Source organism: Mycobacterium sp. (assembly GCF_035314905.1).
Classification (GTDB): domain Bacteria; phylum Actinomycetota; class Actinomycetes; order Mycobacteriales; family Mycobacteriaceae; genus Mycobacterium.
This window is the reverse complement of the sequence record NZ_DATFYW010000003.1, coordinates 22,713-39,522: the sequence shown is the minus strand read 5'-3', so window position 1 is coordinate 39,522 and position 16,810 is coordinate 22,713. Positions and strand designations below refer to the sequence as shown.

Sequence of the window (16,810 nt, the reverse complement as noted above, 5' to 3'; positions counted from 1 at the left end):
GCGTTCGTCGGGGCATCTTATGAGATCGATGCGTTCGTCGGGGCATCTAGTGCCTTTATGAACCGCCCGTGGCTAGCAGCGCGCGCTGGAGGGGTGGGGTGGTGGCGGGACCACCGTTGTGAACAGCGTCCTAAGACGTACCTGTTGGCGTGTGTGGGCCCCCTCGCCGGCATCGGTGGGCGGGCCGAGCTTGGGGTCGTTGCCCTGGATCACGCTGTTGGTGCGCACCGTCGTCGTATAGCGGGCGGCCTCCGTCCGTGCGAGCATGGCCTCGACATCCAGCCCCAGCGCGCCCGCCGCCGCCCGCACGACCTTGGCGAAGCACACGGCCAGGTCTTGCGGGGTGGTCAGCACCTTGACCGCGTGTACTCGTCGTCGCAGACGACGAAACCGTCGGTGAAGGTGCCATCGTGTCGATGTACAGAGTGATCGCCACCTGCCTCTCCCCGGAGTCCAGCCAACGGTTGAGGGCGGCAGCGTAACACCCTAACGACGCAGTGTCGATAATTAATCGACGCTAAGTCGTTAGAACTTGGCGCTCAGGTGGCGCCGGGATAAAGCGCGCCGACCCAGATCCCTGCCAGCACGGACGTGACCGCTTCCGGGCGGGCGTGGTCCATCGTGACGCGCTCCGTCATGTAGTTGATGTTGAGCAGGATCAGCGCGCGTGCGACCTCGGCAGGGTTGGCCACGTTGGTGAGGCCCTGACGCTTCTCGCGGCGGATGAGCTTGGCGATCTGATCGATGTACTCCTGGACGATCCGGCCGCGGAAGTACCGCTGAGCAACCTCGTCGTGATGGGAGGCCTCGTTCATCGCCGCCAGCACGTCAGCGTGCCGGCTCCAGATCCGGACGACGTCGAGCAACCCTTCCCGCACGGCGGCGACGCGATCTGGGTTCTCGCTGTCGAGCCAGGTTCGCGTCGCGTCGAACATCTCCGCGGCGACCCGATCGACGAGGCGCATAACCAGCTCGTTGCGGTCCTTGAAGTAGTGGTAGAAATTCGACCGCCGCATGTTCACGGCCGCGGTGACGGCATCGACCGTGAGGTCACGGAAGCGGATCTCCTTGAGCAGCGCCTCCGCCGCGTCGAGGATCTCGCGCTCGGCGTCCTCGGGCTTGCGTCGTATGCGCCGCTTCGATGTCATCGATTTCACCGATGTGACCACACGGTCCCGGCGGCCTTTGCGCCTGCGATCGTCTCGCGCATGATCTGCTCCGCGTCGTGGCGCGGGCGCCAGCCGAGCTCGCGGCGCGCCTTTTCGGTGCCCATGGTCTGGGATCGCCGTGTGACGTTGATCCAGGCGAGCTCCTGCGGGAGAAGGCTCCCGAGCCGCGTCACGAACTCGGTCGCCGCCTTGACCGCCAGGGGCGGCAATGGGACCGTCCGCCAGCCGAGCTCGCGCGCGATGTCCGTCATCGTGACCGTGCCGTCTCCCGCGAGGTTGTAGACGCCGGGGGCTCCGCGGCCCTCGATCGCGGCGACGAGGGCGTCGGCGCAGTCGTCGTGGTGCACGAGCTGGATCGTCATCCCGGTCTCCGGTAGCACTGGAGATGCACCCGGGATGACCCGGATGAGGTCTCGTTCCAGCGGCAGGCGCCCGCCGAGCTGGAAGCGCCGGACGAGGTCGTTCATCAGTGCCGGCGCGTCGCGTCCCCCGACGATGCACGGCCGGAAGATGTACTCCTGGATGCCGGTGTCGTCGACCAGCTCATGGAACAGCGCCTCGAGCTCGGCCTTCTGCGCCGAGTAGTAGAACTCCTCCGTTCCCCGTGTCACGACGTCCTCGGTCAGCACCTCGGGACTGTCGGGGTGAAAGCCGTAGGCTGCCACCGATGACGTGTATACGAGCCGACGCGGGGCCGCCGCGACGGACGCCTCGAACACGTTGCGGCTGCCCTGCAGGTTGACCTTCCGGGTCTCCTCGCGATCGCCGAAGATGATGAACGCGAGATGCACCACGACGTCCGCGCCGGCGACGAGTTCGTCGACCGTGGAACGGTCCAGCACGTCACCGCGGCGATATTCGACCTTCGTCCAGCCGTGCGCGGCCGGGTCGAACGGCCGCCGCGCCATGCCCAGCACACGCTTGACCTGACCTGAGCGTTCCAGGGCGGCAAGCAGCGAGCGCCCGACCTCTCCGGTGGGCCCGGTCACGGCCACCGTGAGGCCTGTGTCGGGTGTCTGTACGTCGGTCGGCTTCTTCGGGGATGGTGTCATGGCCGCGCATACTAGGCCGTTAACGACGCGGTGTCAATAAAGATCCCGAATCTTATTGACACCGCGTCAGCAAGCGTCTAGCGTCCTCGTAGGGAAACCGTGGGAAGAGACCCGAACGCGATGAGAAGACTCAACGGGGCCGATGCGTTGATGCTGCACCTCGATGGAGGTAGCGCCTACAACCACACAATCAAGATCAGCGTGCTCGACCCGTCGACGGACCCCGATGGCTGGTCGTGGCCGAAGGCGCGGCGCATGTTCGAGGAGCGCGCCCACCTGCTTCCCGTCTTCCGTCTGCGGTACCTGCCGACGCCGCTGGGCCTGCATCACCCGATCTGGGTCGAGGACCCCGAGTTCGATCTCGACGCGCACGTGCGCCGGGTCGCCTGTCCTGCTCCCGGCGGGATGGAGGAGTTCTGCGCGCTGGTCGAGCAGGTCTATGCCCACCCGCTGGATCGCGACCGGCCGCTGTGGCAGACCTGGGTCGTCGAGGGCCTTGAAGGCGGCCGCGTCGCCCTCGTGACGCTGCTGCACCATGCTTACACCGACGGCATCGGCGTGCTGGACATGCTCGGCGCGTTCTACAACGACACCCCGGACGATGCCGCGGTGGTTCCGACCCCGTGGGCACCGCAGCCGCTGCCGTCGAGAGCGCGGCGCCTGGGTTGGGCGCTGCGAGACCTGCCCCCCAGGCTGCGCCGGTTTGTGCCGACCGCGCGCGCCGTGCGCGATCGGGTGCGCATCGAGCGCGACTTCGCCAAGGGCGGCGAGCGGCGCGTTCCGTCCGCGTTCGACCGCTCCACGCCGCCGGGCCCGTTCCAATGCGGGCTGTCGCGCAGCCGGCGATTCTCCTGCGAGACGTTCCCGCTCGCCGACGTACGCGAAGTGAGCAAAACGCTCGGAGCGACGATCAACGACGTCTTCATGGCGTGCGTCGCCGGCAGCGTGCGCCGCCACCTCGAGCGGGCCGGCTCACCGCCCGGCGAGGCGATGGTGGCCACGATGCCGCTCGCGGTCACGCCACCGGCCGAGCGCACCCACCCGGGCAACTACTCGTCGATCGACTACGTCTGGCTGCACGCCCAGATCGCCGACCCGCTCGAGCGGCTGCGTGCGACAAGCGTCGCCGCCGAGGCGACGAAGCAGCACTTCGCCCTGACCAAGGACGCCGACATCGGCGCGGTGCTCGAGCTCCTGCCCGGCCGCGTCGTCTCGGGCCTTGCGCGTGTCAACGCGCGGACCAAGGGCCGCTTCGACCCGTTCAAGAACATAGTCGTGTCCAACGTGCCGGGCCCGCGCGAGCCGCGGTACCTCGGCCGCTGGCGCGTGGATCGCTGGTTCTCCACCGGGCAGCTCTCCCACGGCGCGACGCTCAACTTCACCGTCTGGAGCTATTGCGACCAGTTCAACCTGTGCGTCCTGGCCGACGCCGTGGCGGTTCCCGACACGTGGGAACTCGTCCGCGGCTTCCGGGCCTCGCTCGACGAGCTGCTCGCGGTCGCCCGCGCGCAGGCCACTTCTACCGCGTCCTCCACCCCTTCGACCACGGGCTGAGCATGACTCGACTTGCCCTCGTGGACACGGCGTTCTTCGCCCTGGAGTCACCGACGCGGCCGTCGCACGCCGGCGTGCTGATGCTGTTCGATCCGCCCAAGGGGGAAACCGGGCCGGACTTCGCCCACCGCGTCGTCGACACGTTCCGCGCGACCGCGCCCGTCGCTCCGTTCGACCGCCGTCCCGCCCTCGGGCTGGGCCGGCTGCCCCACTGGGTGACGGTCGACGACATCGATCTCGGCTATCACGTCCGAGCGGTCGCACTGCCCGCTCCCGGCTCCCGACAGCAGCTGATGGAGATGGTGGAACACCTCTACGTGGCGCTGCTGGATCGATCGCGGCCGCTGTGGGAGTGCTACGTGATCGAGGGGCTCGAGGGCGGGCAGGTCGCCCTTTTCTACAAGCTCCATCACGCGCTGGCGGACGGCATCAGCGGGGCGAGGATGCTGTTCGGGTCGCTGTCCGAGTCGCCGGACGACTCGACCATCGCGCCGCTGTGGGGGCCGCAGGAAAAGACGCGCCGCCGCGCGCACCCGGCGCGCCGACCCAGCCCGGTGGACAGGCTGAAGATCGCTCGTCGCCAGGCGGAGACCATGGTGGGTGTGGGTCGGCGGCTCGCCGGGATCGTCCCCGAGGCGATCGGGCTGCGACGGGGTGCGAGAGCGCTGCCCTTCAGCGCGCCCCGGCTGGCCTCCGCCACGATGCGGCAGTCGCCGGCGCGCAGCTTCGCGATCTTCGACCTCCCGCTGTCCGAGGTCAAGCGCGTGGGCGAGCGGGCGGGCGGCAGCATCAACGATGTCGTGCTCACCGTGTGTGACCACGCCATGCAGCGATATCTCACCGAGCAGGGCGACCCCGTCGCGCGCCCGCTGATCGCCTCGATGGCCGTCTCCACACGCGGGGCGGAGGACGACAAGCCGTCCAACGCGGCGGCGCTCGCGCAGGTTCAGCTCGGCGCACCCGACGCCACGCCGGCGCAACGGCTCGAGCAGGTCGTCGCCTCGACCGCGACCCTGAAGGCGGGCGTGCGGGGCATGGCGCCCGGCGTGCTCGAGCTCGAGTCGGTCGTCTTCCTCGGCGCCGCCCAGTTGCGGGAGGAGCTTCCGATGTGGCGGGGGGTCGTACCGCAGGCGGCGAACATGCTCGTGTCGAACATCCCGGGCGGGCCCAAGGATGCGCTGTACATGAGCGGCGGGCGTCTGGCGAGCCTCTACGCCGCGCCGATCGTGCCGCCGGCCCATGCCCTGAACATCACCCTGGCCTCCTACGCCGGCACGCTGTGCTTCGGGGTCGGCGCCTCCCGGAACGTGATCCCCGACACCGCCCGGATCGCGGAGCTCGCACTGCAGAGTTTCGACGAGCTCGCGCGGAGCCCGGTGCGCCACATCCCCACGACACCCGCCTGACGAGAAGAGACGACCATGCACTACGCCGACGTCATCGAGGGGTACGCCGACCGTGCGCCCGACGCGATCGCCCTCGTGCATGGCGAGACGCGCCGGACGTGGGCCGAGTTCGAGGACCGGGCCGCACGGCTGGCGGGCGCCCTGCAGGACGCCGGGCTGGCTCCCGGCTCGAAGGTGGGGCTGCTGCTGTACAACGGCCCCGAGTACTACGAGGCCTTCCTGGCCGCGCTGAAGGCGCGGATGGTCCCCATCAACCTGAACTACCGCTACGTCGACGACGAGCTCGTCTACCTGCTCGAGGATTCCGACGCGGAGGCGCTGGTCTTCCACGCCTCGCTGGGCGAGACCGTCGGCCGCGTCGCCGAGCGCGTGCCCGCGCTCAAGCTGCTCGCCGAGGTCGACGACGGTCCTGCGGCCGGCGCGGGCGCGGAGCGCTACGAGGAGATCCTGGCTCGCTCGGAGCCGGCGCCGCGCATCGCCCGTCGTCATGACGACGAGATCATGATCTACACGGGCGGGACCACCGGCATGCCCAAGGGCGTCGTCTACGACGTCGGGGACTGGACCGACGGCCTGCTCGGACTGGTCCCCATCGTGCTCGGCGGCCCTCCGCTGCCCGACAATGTCGAGGAGCTCACCGCCGCCGGAGCCGAGCGGATCGGCGCGGGGGCCGCCCCCGTCGTCATGCCGTGCTCGCCGCTCATGCACACCGCCGGCCTGAACTCCGTCGCGGTTCAGCTCGCCGGCGGCCGCACGGTGACGCTGCCCGGGCGCTCGCTCGATCCCGACGAGATCTGGAGCGCGGTGGAGCGCGAGTCGGTGAACGTGATGATCATCGTGGGCGACGTGTTCGCCCGGCCGATGCTGACCGCGCTCGAGGAGAAGGCCGCCGCCGGCGGCGGCTGGGACCTCGCCTCGCTCGGGGTGATCCTGTCATCGGGGCTCATGTGGTCCGCGCCGGTCAAGCAGGGCCTGCTCGAGCATGTCGACGCCACGCTGATCGACGGCATCGGGGCCACCGAGGGCGCGATGGGCGTGCAGATCTCCCGCCGCGGCGATCCGCTCGCCCAGACCGGCCAGTTCATCCGGCTCGGAGAGACCAAGCTGTTCAGCGAGGACGGCCGCGAGATCGAGCCGGGCTCCGACGAGCCCGGCCTGATCGCCGCCGGCGGCAAGCTGATCCCCAAGGGCTACTACAAGGACCCCGAGAAGTCGGCCCGCGTGTTCCGCGAGATCGGCGGGCAGCGCTACGCGTTCATCGGCGACTGGGGCCGCCTGGAGGCCGACGGGACCCTCGTGCTGCTCGGCCGGGGGTCGGGGTGCATCAACACCGCCGGCGAGAAGGTGTACCCGGAGGAGGTCGAAGAGGTCATCAAGACCCACCCCGACGTCGCCGACGCCCTCGTGGTCGGCATTCCCGACGAGCGCTTCGGCCAGCGTGTGACCGCGGTGGTCGCCCCCGCCATCCCGGGTACCGACGTCGTGGACGCGATCAACGAGTACCTCAAGGAGCGGCTGGCGGGATACAAGCGCCCGCGCGTGGTCGTCCAGGTCGACGCAATCAAGCGCGCCGCCAACGGAAAGCCCGACTACGGGTGGGCGCGCGATGCCGTGCGCAGCGAAGTCGAGCGGGCGAGCTCGCCGGCCTGAGCGCCGCTCACACGAACGTCAGCGGGTGAGGCGGGCCAGCGACGTTACGACGCGTAACACAGCGACGCATATCAGCAGGACGCAGAAGAGCAGAACCGAGGTCGGCGACGTGGACGGTCCATAGCGGTTGTGAGCGGTCTATCGCATCGGTTTGGTGGGGGCCCATGAGAACCGCAAGTGTGGAGCCGGGAAGTCCGCACGTGTACGCGGGAAGGTAGCCGTCAGGTCGGCCGCCCCGAGCGCCGCCACTGATAAGCCGGCAGCGAGTGCCGTCATCCAAGAACAACGCAAAGCGTGCCGGAGCACTAACGGGCTGCACGGTCGGCAGTAAACCCGTGTCGAAACTAAAGCGACGGAGCTCCTTGTCCCATGGGTCGTTTAGACACAGCATGGGAGAAGGCGGGGACGGCCAGCAGAGGTCTGCGGCAGCTGCGCTGGGATAGCAGTCGCAAATGTTCGTGCTGACGACCGCCGGTGATGGGCGGTCGCAGCCAGACAGTTCGGAAACACTCTTGATGTTCAGGACTTCTCGGTAGCCGTTGGCCGGTTGTCCATTGGCGACAGCCACTGTTGTAATCGCTTGCGTTGCTGCAGGTACAGCACTGGAGCTTACGGCTGCGGGGGGACTGGCTGTTCCGGCGACCGGGGGAGGTGGCGGGTTGGTGCCGCTGGTCAACACCGCCGATGGTGGCTTCGCCGAGCCTGACATGCGGAAGTAGTGGACTGCCGGTTTTGCCGTAGGTGCCAAGCCAGCGCAACGGCGCCGGCCATCAGGATGACGGCCAGCGCGGCTGCGGCAATTAGCCGGCGCCTTGGTGGGCGGCTTTTTGCTAGACGTTCGTCGCGAGGTTCTGTCAGCGGCGCAGGAGCTGCCGGCTTGCGCAGTGTGGGTGCAGGTGTGGTCGGGGCGGCGGTGGAAGCGGGCCCTGCCGTCGTGGCTTGCTCGGCGAGCGCGCGGGCGAAGTCCGAACACCGCGGTGAGCGTGAGGGGGTAGTCGTCCATCGTCAGACCGGTAATCACCTGGTACTCCTAAAGATTGAGGACGTGCGAGTCCGGCTGACGCAGCTCGAAGCCGGGCTGGACGTGCCCGCGATCTGGGCCCGATTCAGCCGGCCTGTCTGCCGGACCTAGCATCCAGTGCATCGCGCACGAACACGGTGAGCTGGTGTGCGGCGAAAGCGGCTTCCTTCACCAGGGAGGCCTGCAGGTGCGCAACATGCCACAGCTGCGGGAGTTCGGTGAACGTGACGTCGACGCCGGCCAAGCGCAGTTTGTCGACGAGCTCGACCACTTGTGGATACAGCACCTCGTGGGTGCCGACGTGCACCAGTGTGGGTGGCAGCCCGGTGAGGTTAGCGCGCAGCGGTGCGTAGCCCGCATCGTCGGGGTCACCGGCGCCGAGGTAGGCCTGCGCGCAGGCGTGCGACCACCGTGCGTTGACGACGAGGTCGCGCTTGCGCGCGGTATCCGCGGTCGGGTCGACCCAGGGGGCGATCAACGCGAGCGCCGCGGGCCGGACATCATGCCGGTCGATCAACCGGCGCGCCGCGGTGAGCGACAAGCCGCCGCCGGCCGAATCGCCGCCGATCGCAACGTGATCCGGCGTATAGCCGTGATTGTCGAGCAGGTCGCAGAATGCGGCCACGGCATCGTCGGGCGCCGCGGGGTAGGGGTGCTCGGGTGCGAGCCGGTAGTCCAGCACGTACACGGCGGCACCGGCGTCGCGCGCGATGTGGGCCGCGAGCGATCGATGGGTCGCGAGCGATCCGATGGTGTAGCCGCCGCCGTGGAGATAGAGCACGGCAGTACCGTTGTCCGCACCGACGGTGACCTTTTCGGCCGGACGTCCGCCCAAGATCATGGCGCGCGTCACGGTGCCGGTCGGCAGGGTCTGCATCGGTGCGATCGCGTCGATCATCTTGCGCTGGATGCGAAACGGCAGCCGGTGGTTCAGTGTCAGGCCGTAGCTCAGCCACAGGGCGGCGCCGACTGCACGGCGGGGTAGGCGAATGGTCGGCATCGGCTACTTCGCGTTCGGAAAGAGCTTCGACCACGCCGTGGCGGTAACCCGCTGATACGAAGGGCCGAGGATGCGCACCAGGGCGTCGAAGGCTTTCGCCTCCGCGCCGATGACCAGCCGGGCGCGGCCCTTGCGGACCGCGGTAACGATGGACTCTGCGGCCATTTCCGGCGAGTGAATCAACAGCCACTTGTCGAAGACTTCGGCGAGCGTGACGCCGTCCTGGCCCTCGGCGAACGTGGCGTTGCGGGCAACGGCGGTCTTGATACCTCCCGGGTGCACACAGGTCACCTTGACCGGGTGCTTCGCGATCAACATCTCTTGACGCAACGCCTCGGTGAAGCCGCGCACGGCAAACTTCGCCGCGTTGTAGGCGCTTTGACCCGGCACGGCGAGCAGCCCGAACAGGCTCGAGACGTTGACGACGTGGCCATCGCCGGACGCGATCAGATGCGGGAGAAAGGCCTTGGTTCCGTTGACAACGCCCCAGAAGTCGACGTCCACGATCCGCTCGATGTCCTTGAACTCGGACTGCTCGACGTTACCGTTGAAGGCGATGCCAGCGTTGTTGTAGACCTGATTGACCTTGCCGAAATGCGCGACGACGGCGTCGGCGTAGGCGAGCACGGCGGCCCGCTCGGCGACGTTGATACGATCCGACTTCACCTCGGCGCCAAGCGCTTCGGCCTGCCGGACGGTCTCCGCCAACCCCTCGGTATCGATGTCGGAGAGGGCAAGTTTTGCGCGTTTCTCGGCGAGATTGAGGGCGAGGGCTCTGCCGATGCCCGATCCGGCGCCGGTGATGACGGCGACTTTGCCTTCGAATGGGCTCAATTGGCTGCAACCTTTGCTGTGTCGGTGGGGATCTCGCAGATGTCAGCCTCGGTGTGGACCGCTGCCGTTGTGTCGTAGGCGGCGACGTCGAAGTTGCGCAGCAGGCGGCGGAATTCGAAGGTGAACCCGGGCCACAGCGTGGGGTTGTTGCCGTGCTTGTCGAGGTACCAGCTGGCGCAGCCGCCGGTCATCCAGACGGTCTTGGACAGCTTGTGCTGGAGCTCCTTGTTGTAGGCGTCCTGAGCATCCTTGCGGACCTCCAGGGTGCGCAGGCCCTGCTTGTCGAAGGTGGCGAGCGCGCCGGCGAGGTAGTTGATCTGCGACTCGATCATGTGCACCACCGACGTGTGGCCGAGCCCGGTGTTCGGTCCGAGGAGGAAGAACATGTTGGGGAAGTTCGCGATCGCCGAGCCTTTGTAGGCTTGCTGGCCGCGTTCGCCGAAACCCGCGGCGAGCGAGCGGCCGTCCTTGCCGAAGAAGGTGTCGTAGGTGGGGGAGTCGGTGACCTGGAATCCGGTCGCGACGACGATCGCATCGACCTCGCGGACGGTGCCGTCCCTGGCGACGATCGCATTGGGGCGGACCTCGGCGATACCGTCGGTGACCAGATCGACGTTGTCTCGATTCAGTGCCGGATAGTAGTCGTTGCTCATCAGGATGCGCTTGCAGCCGATCTTGAAGTCGGGGGTGGCTTTCGCACGTACCTCGGGGTCCTTGACCTCGAACCGCAGCTTGGCACGGGCAGCGAGTTCGACAGGCTTCATGAAGATGCGAGCCTTGGCCAGGCCGACGACCAGGGTCTCGCGCCCCCAGTAGATGCCGGTGCGCGAAAGACGCTGGAACCCGGGCAGATACCTGAACGCGAACCGCTCTGCCGCCATGTAGCGACGGTCTAACCGGGGAATCAGCCACGGCGCTGTCCGTTGGTAGATGTCCAGCCGGCCGACCTCGTCGGCGATGGCCGGGACGATCTGGATGGCGGAGGCGCCGGTACCGATCACCGCGACACGCTTGCCGGTGAGGTCGGCGTCATGGTTCCACCGCGCCGAGTGGAAGACCTCGCCCTCGAAGGAATCGATGCCCTTGATCTTCGGCAACGCCGGCTCACACAGCACGCCGATTGCGGAGACGACGATCGTGGCGGTGAATTTCCCCTGCGAGGTCTGAACCTCCCAGCGGGCGTGTTCGGCGTCCCAGTGTGCGGAGTGCACATCGCAGCCGAAGACATGCTTGTCAAGGACCTTGTACTTGCGGGCGATACCTCTGATGTATTCCTGGATCTCGCTCTGCTTTGAAAACGACCGTGACCAGCCCGGATTCAGTGCGAACGAGTAGGAGTACAGATGCGACGGCACGTCGCAGGCAGCACCGGGGTAGGTGTTGTCCCGCCAGGTGCCGCCAACGTCCTCGCCCCGCTCGAGAACCAGGAAGTCGTGTTGTCCCTCCTGGGTCAATCGGATCCCGGCGCCCAGTCCCGAGAACCCGCTTCCGATGATCAGCGTCTTCACGTGGCGCACACCGTTGTGGTTGGCCGTCTTGGCATCGGTAAGCCTCATGCAGGCGATGGTATAGACCATATTGAAGATTAGTCAATAAGTACTGAAGAATCTTTAGTATGCTGGCTGGCATGGGCGTTGTGAAGAGAACCCGACTCGCCCCGCAGGAGCGCCGCAAACAACTCGTCGAGCTGGGCATGATGATGCTCGCCCAGCGCGGTATCGAGCAGATCTCGGTGGAGGAGATCGCCAAGAAGGCCGGCATCTCCCAAGGGCTGCTCTACAACTATTTTCCGTCGAAGCGCGAGTTCCACCTGGCCATCGTGCGCCATGTCAGCGACGGCATTCTCCGGCGCCTGGTACCAAATCTGGACTTGGCGCCCGTCGACATGCTGCGCGAGTGGCTGGGGAACTACGCCGACTACGTACTCGACAACCGCGACGGTTACGTGTCGATCCTTCGTGGGCCTGCCAGTGGTGACCCCGAACTAAGGGCAATCGCCGATGAGAATCGAACCGCGGTCATCGACCTCGTTCTTACCTACGTCCTCACCCCGGCCGGCGAAGTCAGCCCAGCCACCATTCTCGCAATTCGGGGGTGGATCGCCTTTGTCGAGGAGACAACCCTGGGCTGGCTGAGGAATCCGCAGGTCAGTCGCACTCAGCTGATCGAGATGAATGTCCACGCGCTGTCCACGGTCACGCTGGATCCGAAACTGTCCGTGGACGTCCCGGCCTAAGCGCATCGACGGGCCCCAGTCCGTGCAAATGGTATCGGGGGTGGTCTCGGGCGGGCGTCGGCTAGTGGGGGCGTGTTAGTCGTAGGGCGGTGAGGGCGACATAGAGTTCGGCTGATCCGACCGGGTCGCTGCAGGACCGGCCGGTGAGTTGCTCGAGTCGGCGCAGTCGGTGATGAATTGTGTTGCGGTGGTAGTGAAGCCGCTTGGCGGCGTCGCTGCTGGATCCGGCGCAGGCATACCACGTTTCGAGGGTGTCTAGCAGCGTGTCGCGCTCGGAGTCGGGCAGTTGCAGCACCGCAGCCAGGACCTGATCGGCGAGCTGGCGACCGGCGTCGGGCTGGTTGGCCAGCAGCAGCGGTATCGGGGTGGTGCCGAACCGAACAACGGCGGTGCGCCCCGGTGTGGTGCATCGGCTGGCCAGTTGGGCCTCACGAAGTGCCTCGTGGGCCTGGGTCGGCGATCCGAAGGGTCGGCTCACCCCGACGCGGGTCGTGGCGACCTCGGCGAGCACGCCGCAGATGTCATCGTGCTGACGGGGCGAGATCAGACTGAGCAGCCCCACCTGGGCATCGCGTTCGACGGTCCATAGCGAATGCACCTCGCAGCGCCGCAGCCGCTCATCGATGGCGTGCAGCGGCTCGCGGCCCTGCTCGCCGACTTCGGCGCTGACCACCAGGAAGGTGCCGACCTCGGGAAGCTGCAGCGTGCGCAGACTGTCCCAGAGCCGGGCCGCATTGGTGATATTGCCTTCCAACAGTGCGCTGAGCATCAAACTGCGGGCGCGCGCATCCAGGCGGGCCCGCTCAGCGATGAACGCCCCGTAGGCCTCGGCCGCCGCGCTGGAGTATTCGTCAATGATGCCCCAGATCTCTGAGGCCATGGGCGGCAGCGCATCGGCGATGCGCCCGTCGGCCTGCTCCAGCACGCGTTCCCAGATCAGCCGTCCCCCAAGCCGATACGCGTGCAGCAGCGCCGCCAGCGGCACGCCCTGCTCGGCCTTGAGCCGCCCCGCCGCCCGGGGCGGCTCCAGGCGCATCGGCGCACGCCCGGCCAGCTGGGCCAAGATGGTGGCCAGATTGTCGGCGACGGTGGAGCGCAGCTGCTCGTCGGTCAGTTGCCTGGCTTCGGCATAGGCGTAGTCGCTGGCCAGGATGCGCGCGACCAGCTCGTCGGTCACCTCATCGAGGCCATCCAGCAGTCGCTGCGCCAGCTGGGTGGCCAGCACGGGAGCCTCCTGTGTTACCCACGTCACGTCGCCGACGGTAGCCGCAGAAACCCCGCACACCAAAACCCCGTTGTGCTCGTGCACAGCCGCGGCGGCCCGCATTGGCGGCCCCAGCCCATCGCCAACACCCACCGCCACCGTCACCATGAGGTCGTCACCGCGCCCTGACTCACATCGACGAGCGGGCACAACCGAGAACGAGAAAACCACACTATGTACGACTACGTCGTTGTTGGCGCCGGCTCAGCCGGCTGCGTCCTAGCCGCCCGACTCTCCGAAAACCGCCACACCACGGTGGCCCTCATCGAGGCGGGCGGGCCGGACACCGCCGACGAGATCCACATTCCGGTGGCGTTCGGCACGTTGTTCAAGAGTCGCTGGGACTGGGACCTCGACACCGAGCCGGAGCCCGAGCTGGGCGGGCGACGAGCCTACCTGCCGCGTGGTCGCATGCTGGGCGGGTCGAGCTCGATGAACGCCATGATCTACATTCGGGGCAACCCGGCCGACTTCGACGAGTGGGCAACCGGCGGCGCGGACGGCTGGAGCTATGAAGAGGTGCTGCGGTACTTCAAGAAAGCCGAGGACAACGAGCGTGGCCGCGACGAGTACCACGGAGTCGGTGGCCCGCTGCCGGTTTCCGAGGGCCGTTCACTCAACCCGCTGGGGGAGGCGTTCCTCGAAGCGGCCGAGCAAGCGGGACATCCACATAACGCCGACTTCAACGGCGCGAGTCAGCTCGGTGTCGGGCGCTACCAGCTGACCCAGCGAAACGGTATGCGGTGCAGCACCGCCGTCGCTTACCTGCGTCCAGCGATGGAGCGTCCGAACCTTACGGTCATCACCGGCGCCTTAGCGCACAAGGTTCTCTTCGCCGGTAGCCGCGCGGTCGGCGTCGAGATCAGCCGCGGCGGCGGCCAGGTCGAGCAGCTTCGAGCCGATCGCGAAGTCATCCTCTCGTGCGGTACCTACGGCTCAGCGCACCTGCTGCTGCGCTCGGGGGTTGGTCCCGCCGACCAGCTGGCGGCGTTCCAAATCGCAGTCGTGCAAAACCTGCCGGTCGGGCAGGGCCTGCAGGACCACCCGATGGTGCTGTTGAACTACCTCACCGCCCAGGAATCGCTGATGACCGCCCTTAGCCCGGGTAACCTGGCGCTGCTGCAGAGCGAGGGCCGAGGCCCGCTGACCTCCAACGTGGGTGAGGCCGGCGGGTTCTTCGAGACTCGACCCGGCCTGGCCGGACCCGATGTTCAATTCCACCAGGCGCCGGTGCTGTTCTACGACGAAGGCCTCGGCGCGACGGTGTCGCACGGCTTCGCCTTCGGGCCCTGTGTCGTCAAGCCGACCAGTCGTGGCGCGCTTACGCTTCGGTCCGCCGCGCCCGACACCGCGCCCCGGATCCAGCACAACTACCTGACTACCGACCAGGACCGGGAGAGCCTGCTCGCCGGCCTGCGCCTGGCTCTGCAGATGGCCGGCCAGCCCGCCCTGAAGAGCGTCATCAGCGCCGGGTTTCGGGTTCCGGACTCGGGCACCGACGAGGGGTTGCTCGCGTTCGCGCGGCGAAACGCCCAGACGCTCTATCACCCGACGTCGACGTGTGCGATCGGATCGGTGGTGGACAGTCGGCTGCGGGTTCTCGGGCTGCAGGGCCTGCGCGTCGCTGACGCGTCGGTGATGCCGTCGGTGACCCGCGGCAATACCAACGCGGCAACCATCATGATCGGAGAGAAAGCCGCCGACATGGTCCGCGAGGACGCCGACACGACGGTCGATGGCGCCTGATGACCAGCACGGTGGACGACATCGATCTCGCGATTGCCGAGCTGCAGAAGGGCGAAGCCGTCTGGGCCGCTCTACCGCTGGCCGGCCGGCGCGAACTGCTCGACCAGGTGCGTGCTGCCACGGAAGCGCACGCGAAGGAATGGGTCGACATCGCGGTCGCCATCAAGGGACTCGAACCCGGCTCGCCACTGGTCGGCGAGGAATGGGTCAGCGGCCCTTACCCGGTCCTCACCGGCGCAAGCGCACTGGCGGAAAGTCTGACGGCGTTGGAGAACGGCCGCAGTCCGGTCGACGGATTCAAGATCACACCCGCGCCGGGGGGCCGTGTGGCTGTCCATGTGCTGCCGCACAACGCTTTCGACTGGCTGCTACTCAACGGCTTCGACGCGCAGGTGTGGACCAAGCCGCGCGTCGACGCCGACACGGTGCGCCGCACGGCCGGCCTCGCGCAGCGTCTTCCCTGGAAGACCGGCGGTGTCGGCGCCGTGCTGGGCTCGGGCAATATCTTCTCCATCGCACCGCTGGACACGCTCTACGAGCTCTATGCCCACAATCGGGTCGTGGCGCTCAAGCTCAACCCGATCACTGATCCGCTGCTGCCGGTCTTCGAGAAGGTTTTCGCCCCGCTGATCAGCAAGGGGTTCCTGCGTATCCTGACCGGGGGCGCCGAGGTCGGGACGGCGCTGGTGCGCCATCCCGACGTTGCTCATGTGCACATGACCGGCAGTTCGGCCACCCACGACGCGATCGTGTTCGGTTCCGGCAAGGATGGCGACGAGCGCAAGGCCAGCAACCGGCCGTTGCTGGACAAGCCGATCAGCAGTGAACTCGGTGGAGTCTCACCGACGATCGTGCTGCCCGGCACTTGGTCTGCCGCGGATCTGCGGTTCCAGGCCGAGCACATCGTGACCCAGAAGTTGCACAACAACGGCTACAACTGCGTCGCGTCACAGGTCGCGATCGTCAGCGCGGACTGGCCACAAAAGGAGCAGTTCCTCACCGAGCTGCGGTCCGCGTTCGCTCGGGCACCGGCCAGGAAGGACTACTACTCCGGCAGCGGCGCCCGGGTGGCATCGGCGCGCAAGGCATACCCCAGCGCGGTGGCTGTCGACGCCTCGCGGACGCTGCTGCTCGGGTTGTCGCCGGATAAGAACGAGAAGGCCTACAGCGAGGAGTATTTCGCCCCGGTGCTCGGCGTCACCGAGTTGAGCGGAGACGGCGAAGACTTCCTGCGCGCGGCGGTCGACGTCGCGAACCATCGTTTCGCCGGCACGCTGGGCGTGAACCTCATTGCGCACCCGAAAACCCTGCGGGAGTTAGGGACCCGGCTCGACGACGCGATCGCAGAGTTGCGCTACGGCACGGTGGGAGTGAACGCCTGGACCGGAGTCGGATTCCTGACGGCGCGGGCGAGTTGGGGAGCCTTCCCCGGCCACACGATCGACGACGTGCAAAGTGGCAGCGGCGTGGTGCACAACGCACTGCTGATCGACGATCCTGAACGCACCGTGGTCAGGGGGCCATTCCGACCCGCGCCCCGGTCGATCGTCACCGGCGAGCTCTCGATGAGCCCACGCCCGCCGTGGTTTGTGACGAACAAGACCGCCGCGACAACCGGACGGCGACTTAGCTACTTCGCGGCCAAACCGCGGTGGACATCGCTGCCGGGAATCATCGCTTCGGCGCTGCGTGGGTGACGTGACTCCACAGCCACCGCCGGGGCGAAGACCCTGTCCCTGCGGCCCGCCCCTGTCTGATCCGCATGTCCACCGTGATCTACGGCGTGATCATCGTCCGACCCAATAGCAGTCGCCGTGCCCCGCTACCGAATTGATCGCGTACTGTAAGGCGAGTCTGCCCTGACGCGACCCTCACTAG

Annotated in this window: 13 protein-coding genes; 6 read left to right on the top strand and 7 right to left on the bottom strand. The window is 67.5% G+C overall.

Features of this window, described 5'->3' with window-relative positions; genetic code table 11:
- Positions 1 to 72 precede the first annotated feature (72 nt).
- The 3 genes from VKG81_RS00250 to VKG81_RS00240 form a co-directional block, all read right to left on the bottom strand.
- Positions 73 to 354 carry a hypothetical protein gene (locus tag VKG81_RS00250; protein ID WP_324388832.1) on the bottom strand — a complete coding sequence of 94 codons (282 nt, stop codon included), beginning with the start codon at positions 352 to 354 and terminating at the stop codon, positions 73 to 75.
- Positions 355 to 539: 185 nt separating this feature from the next.
- Positions 540 to 1,148, bottom strand: coding sequence for a TetR/AcrR family transcriptional regulator (locus VKG81_RS00245; protein WP_324388831.1), 609 nt, complete (start codon positions 1,146 to 1,148; stop codon positions 540 to 542).
- 5 nt (positions 1,149 to 1,153) lie between these two features.
- Positions 1,154 to 2,221, bottom strand: a complete 1,068-nt coding sequence (locus tag VKG81_RS00240) for an NAD-dependent epimerase/dehydratase family protein (protein WP_324388830.1) — start codon at positions 2,219 to 2,221, stop codon at positions 1,154 to 1,156.
- 120 nt (positions 2,222 to 2,341) lie between these two features.
- On the opposite strand from VKG81_RS00240, the gene VKG81_RS00235 reads away from it, so the two are divergent.
- The 3 genes from VKG81_RS00235 to VKG81_RS00225 are packed head-to-tail and all read left to right on the top strand — an operon-like array spanning position 2,342 to position 6,831.
- Positions 2,342 to 3,775 (top strand): wax ester/triacylglycerol synthase family O-acyltransferase, encoded by a 1,434-nt coding sequence (locus VKG81_RS00235; RefSeq protein WP_324388829.1) that lies wholly within the window; start codon positions 2,342 to 2,344, stop codon positions 3,773 to 3,775.
- A 2-nt stretch (positions 3,776 to 3,777) separates the two neighbouring features.
- Positions 3,778 to 5,181 carry a wax ester/triacylglycerol synthase family O-acyltransferase gene (locus tag VKG81_RS00230; RefSeq protein ID WP_324388828.1) on the top strand — a complete coding sequence of 468 codons (1,404 nt, stop codon included), beginning with the start codon at positions 3,778 to 3,780 and terminating at the stop codon, positions 5,179 to 5,181.
- A 15-nt stretch (positions 5,182 to 5,196) separates the two neighbouring features.
- A complete protein-coding gene (locus tag VKG81_RS00225; protein ID WP_324388827.1) occupies positions 5,197 to 6,831 on the top strand; it encodes an AMP-binding protein in 1,635 nt (544 codons plus the stop codon).
- A 1,106-nt stretch (positions 6,832 to 7,937) separates the two neighbouring features.
- On the opposite strand, the gene VKG81_RS00220 is transcribed toward VKG81_RS00225, so the two are convergent.
- From VKG81_RS00220 to VKG81_RS00210, 3 genes are read right to left on the bottom strand one after another with little or no spacing between them, the layout of a single operon-like run.
- A complete protein-coding gene (locus tag VKG81_RS00220; protein ID WP_324388826.1) occupies positions 7,938 to 8,852 on the bottom strand; it encodes an alpha/beta hydrolase in 915 nt (304 codons plus the stop codon).
- A 3-nt stretch (positions 8,853 to 8,855) separates the two neighbouring features.
- A complete protein-coding gene (locus VKG81_RS00215) occupies positions 8,856 to 9,686 on the bottom strand; it encodes an SDR family NAD(P)-dependent oxidoreductase (protein WP_324388825.1) in 831 nt (276 codons plus the stop codon).
- Entirely contained in the window at positions 9,683 to 11,242 is a 1,560-nt protein-coding gene (locus VKG81_RS00210) for an NAD(P)/FAD-dependent oxidoreductase (RefSeq protein ID WP_324388824.1), read from the bottom strand. The genes VKG81_RS00215 and VKG81_RS00210 overlap by 4 nt, the downstream gene beginning before the upstream one ends.
- A 59-nt stretch (positions 11,243 to 11,301) precedes the next feature.
- Here VKG81_RS00210 and VKG81_RS00205 point away from each other — a divergent pair, with 59 nt between their 5' ends.
- Positions 11,302 to 11,922, top strand: coding sequence for a TetR/AcrR family transcriptional regulator (locus tag VKG81_RS00205; RefSeq protein WP_324388823.1), 621 nt, complete (start codon positions 11,302 to 11,304; stop codon positions 11,920 to 11,922).
- A gap of 61 nt (positions 11,923 to 11,983) precedes the next feature.
- Here VKG81_RS00205 and VKG81_RS00200 read toward each other — a convergent pair whose 3' ends face one another.
- Positions 11,984 to 13,174, bottom strand: a complete 1,191-nt coding sequence (locus tag VKG81_RS00200; protein WP_324388822.1) for a PucR family transcriptional regulator — start codon at positions 13,172 to 13,174, stop codon at positions 11,984 to 11,986.
- A 186-nt stretch (positions 13,175 to 13,360) separates the two neighbouring features.
- Here VKG81_RS00200 and VKG81_RS00195 point away from each other — a divergent pair, with 186 nt between their 5' ends.
- Both VKG81_RS00195 and VKG81_RS00190 read left to right on the top strand, forming a co-directional pair.
- Complete coding sequence (locus tag VKG81_RS00195; protein WP_324388821.1) at positions 13,361 to 14,932, top strand: GMC family oxidoreductase; 1,572 nt, start codon at positions 13,361 to 13,363, stop codon at positions 14,930 to 14,932.
- Positions 14,932 to 16,629, top strand: a complete 1,698-nt coding sequence (locus VKG81_RS00190; RefSeq protein ID WP_324388820.1) for an aldehyde dehydrogenase family protein — start codon at positions 14,932 to 14,934, stop codon at positions 16,627 to 16,629. Before VKG81_RS00195 ends, VKG81_RS00190 begins: the two co-directional genes overlap by 1 nt.
- Positions 16,630 to 16,810: the final 181 nt, after the last annotated feature.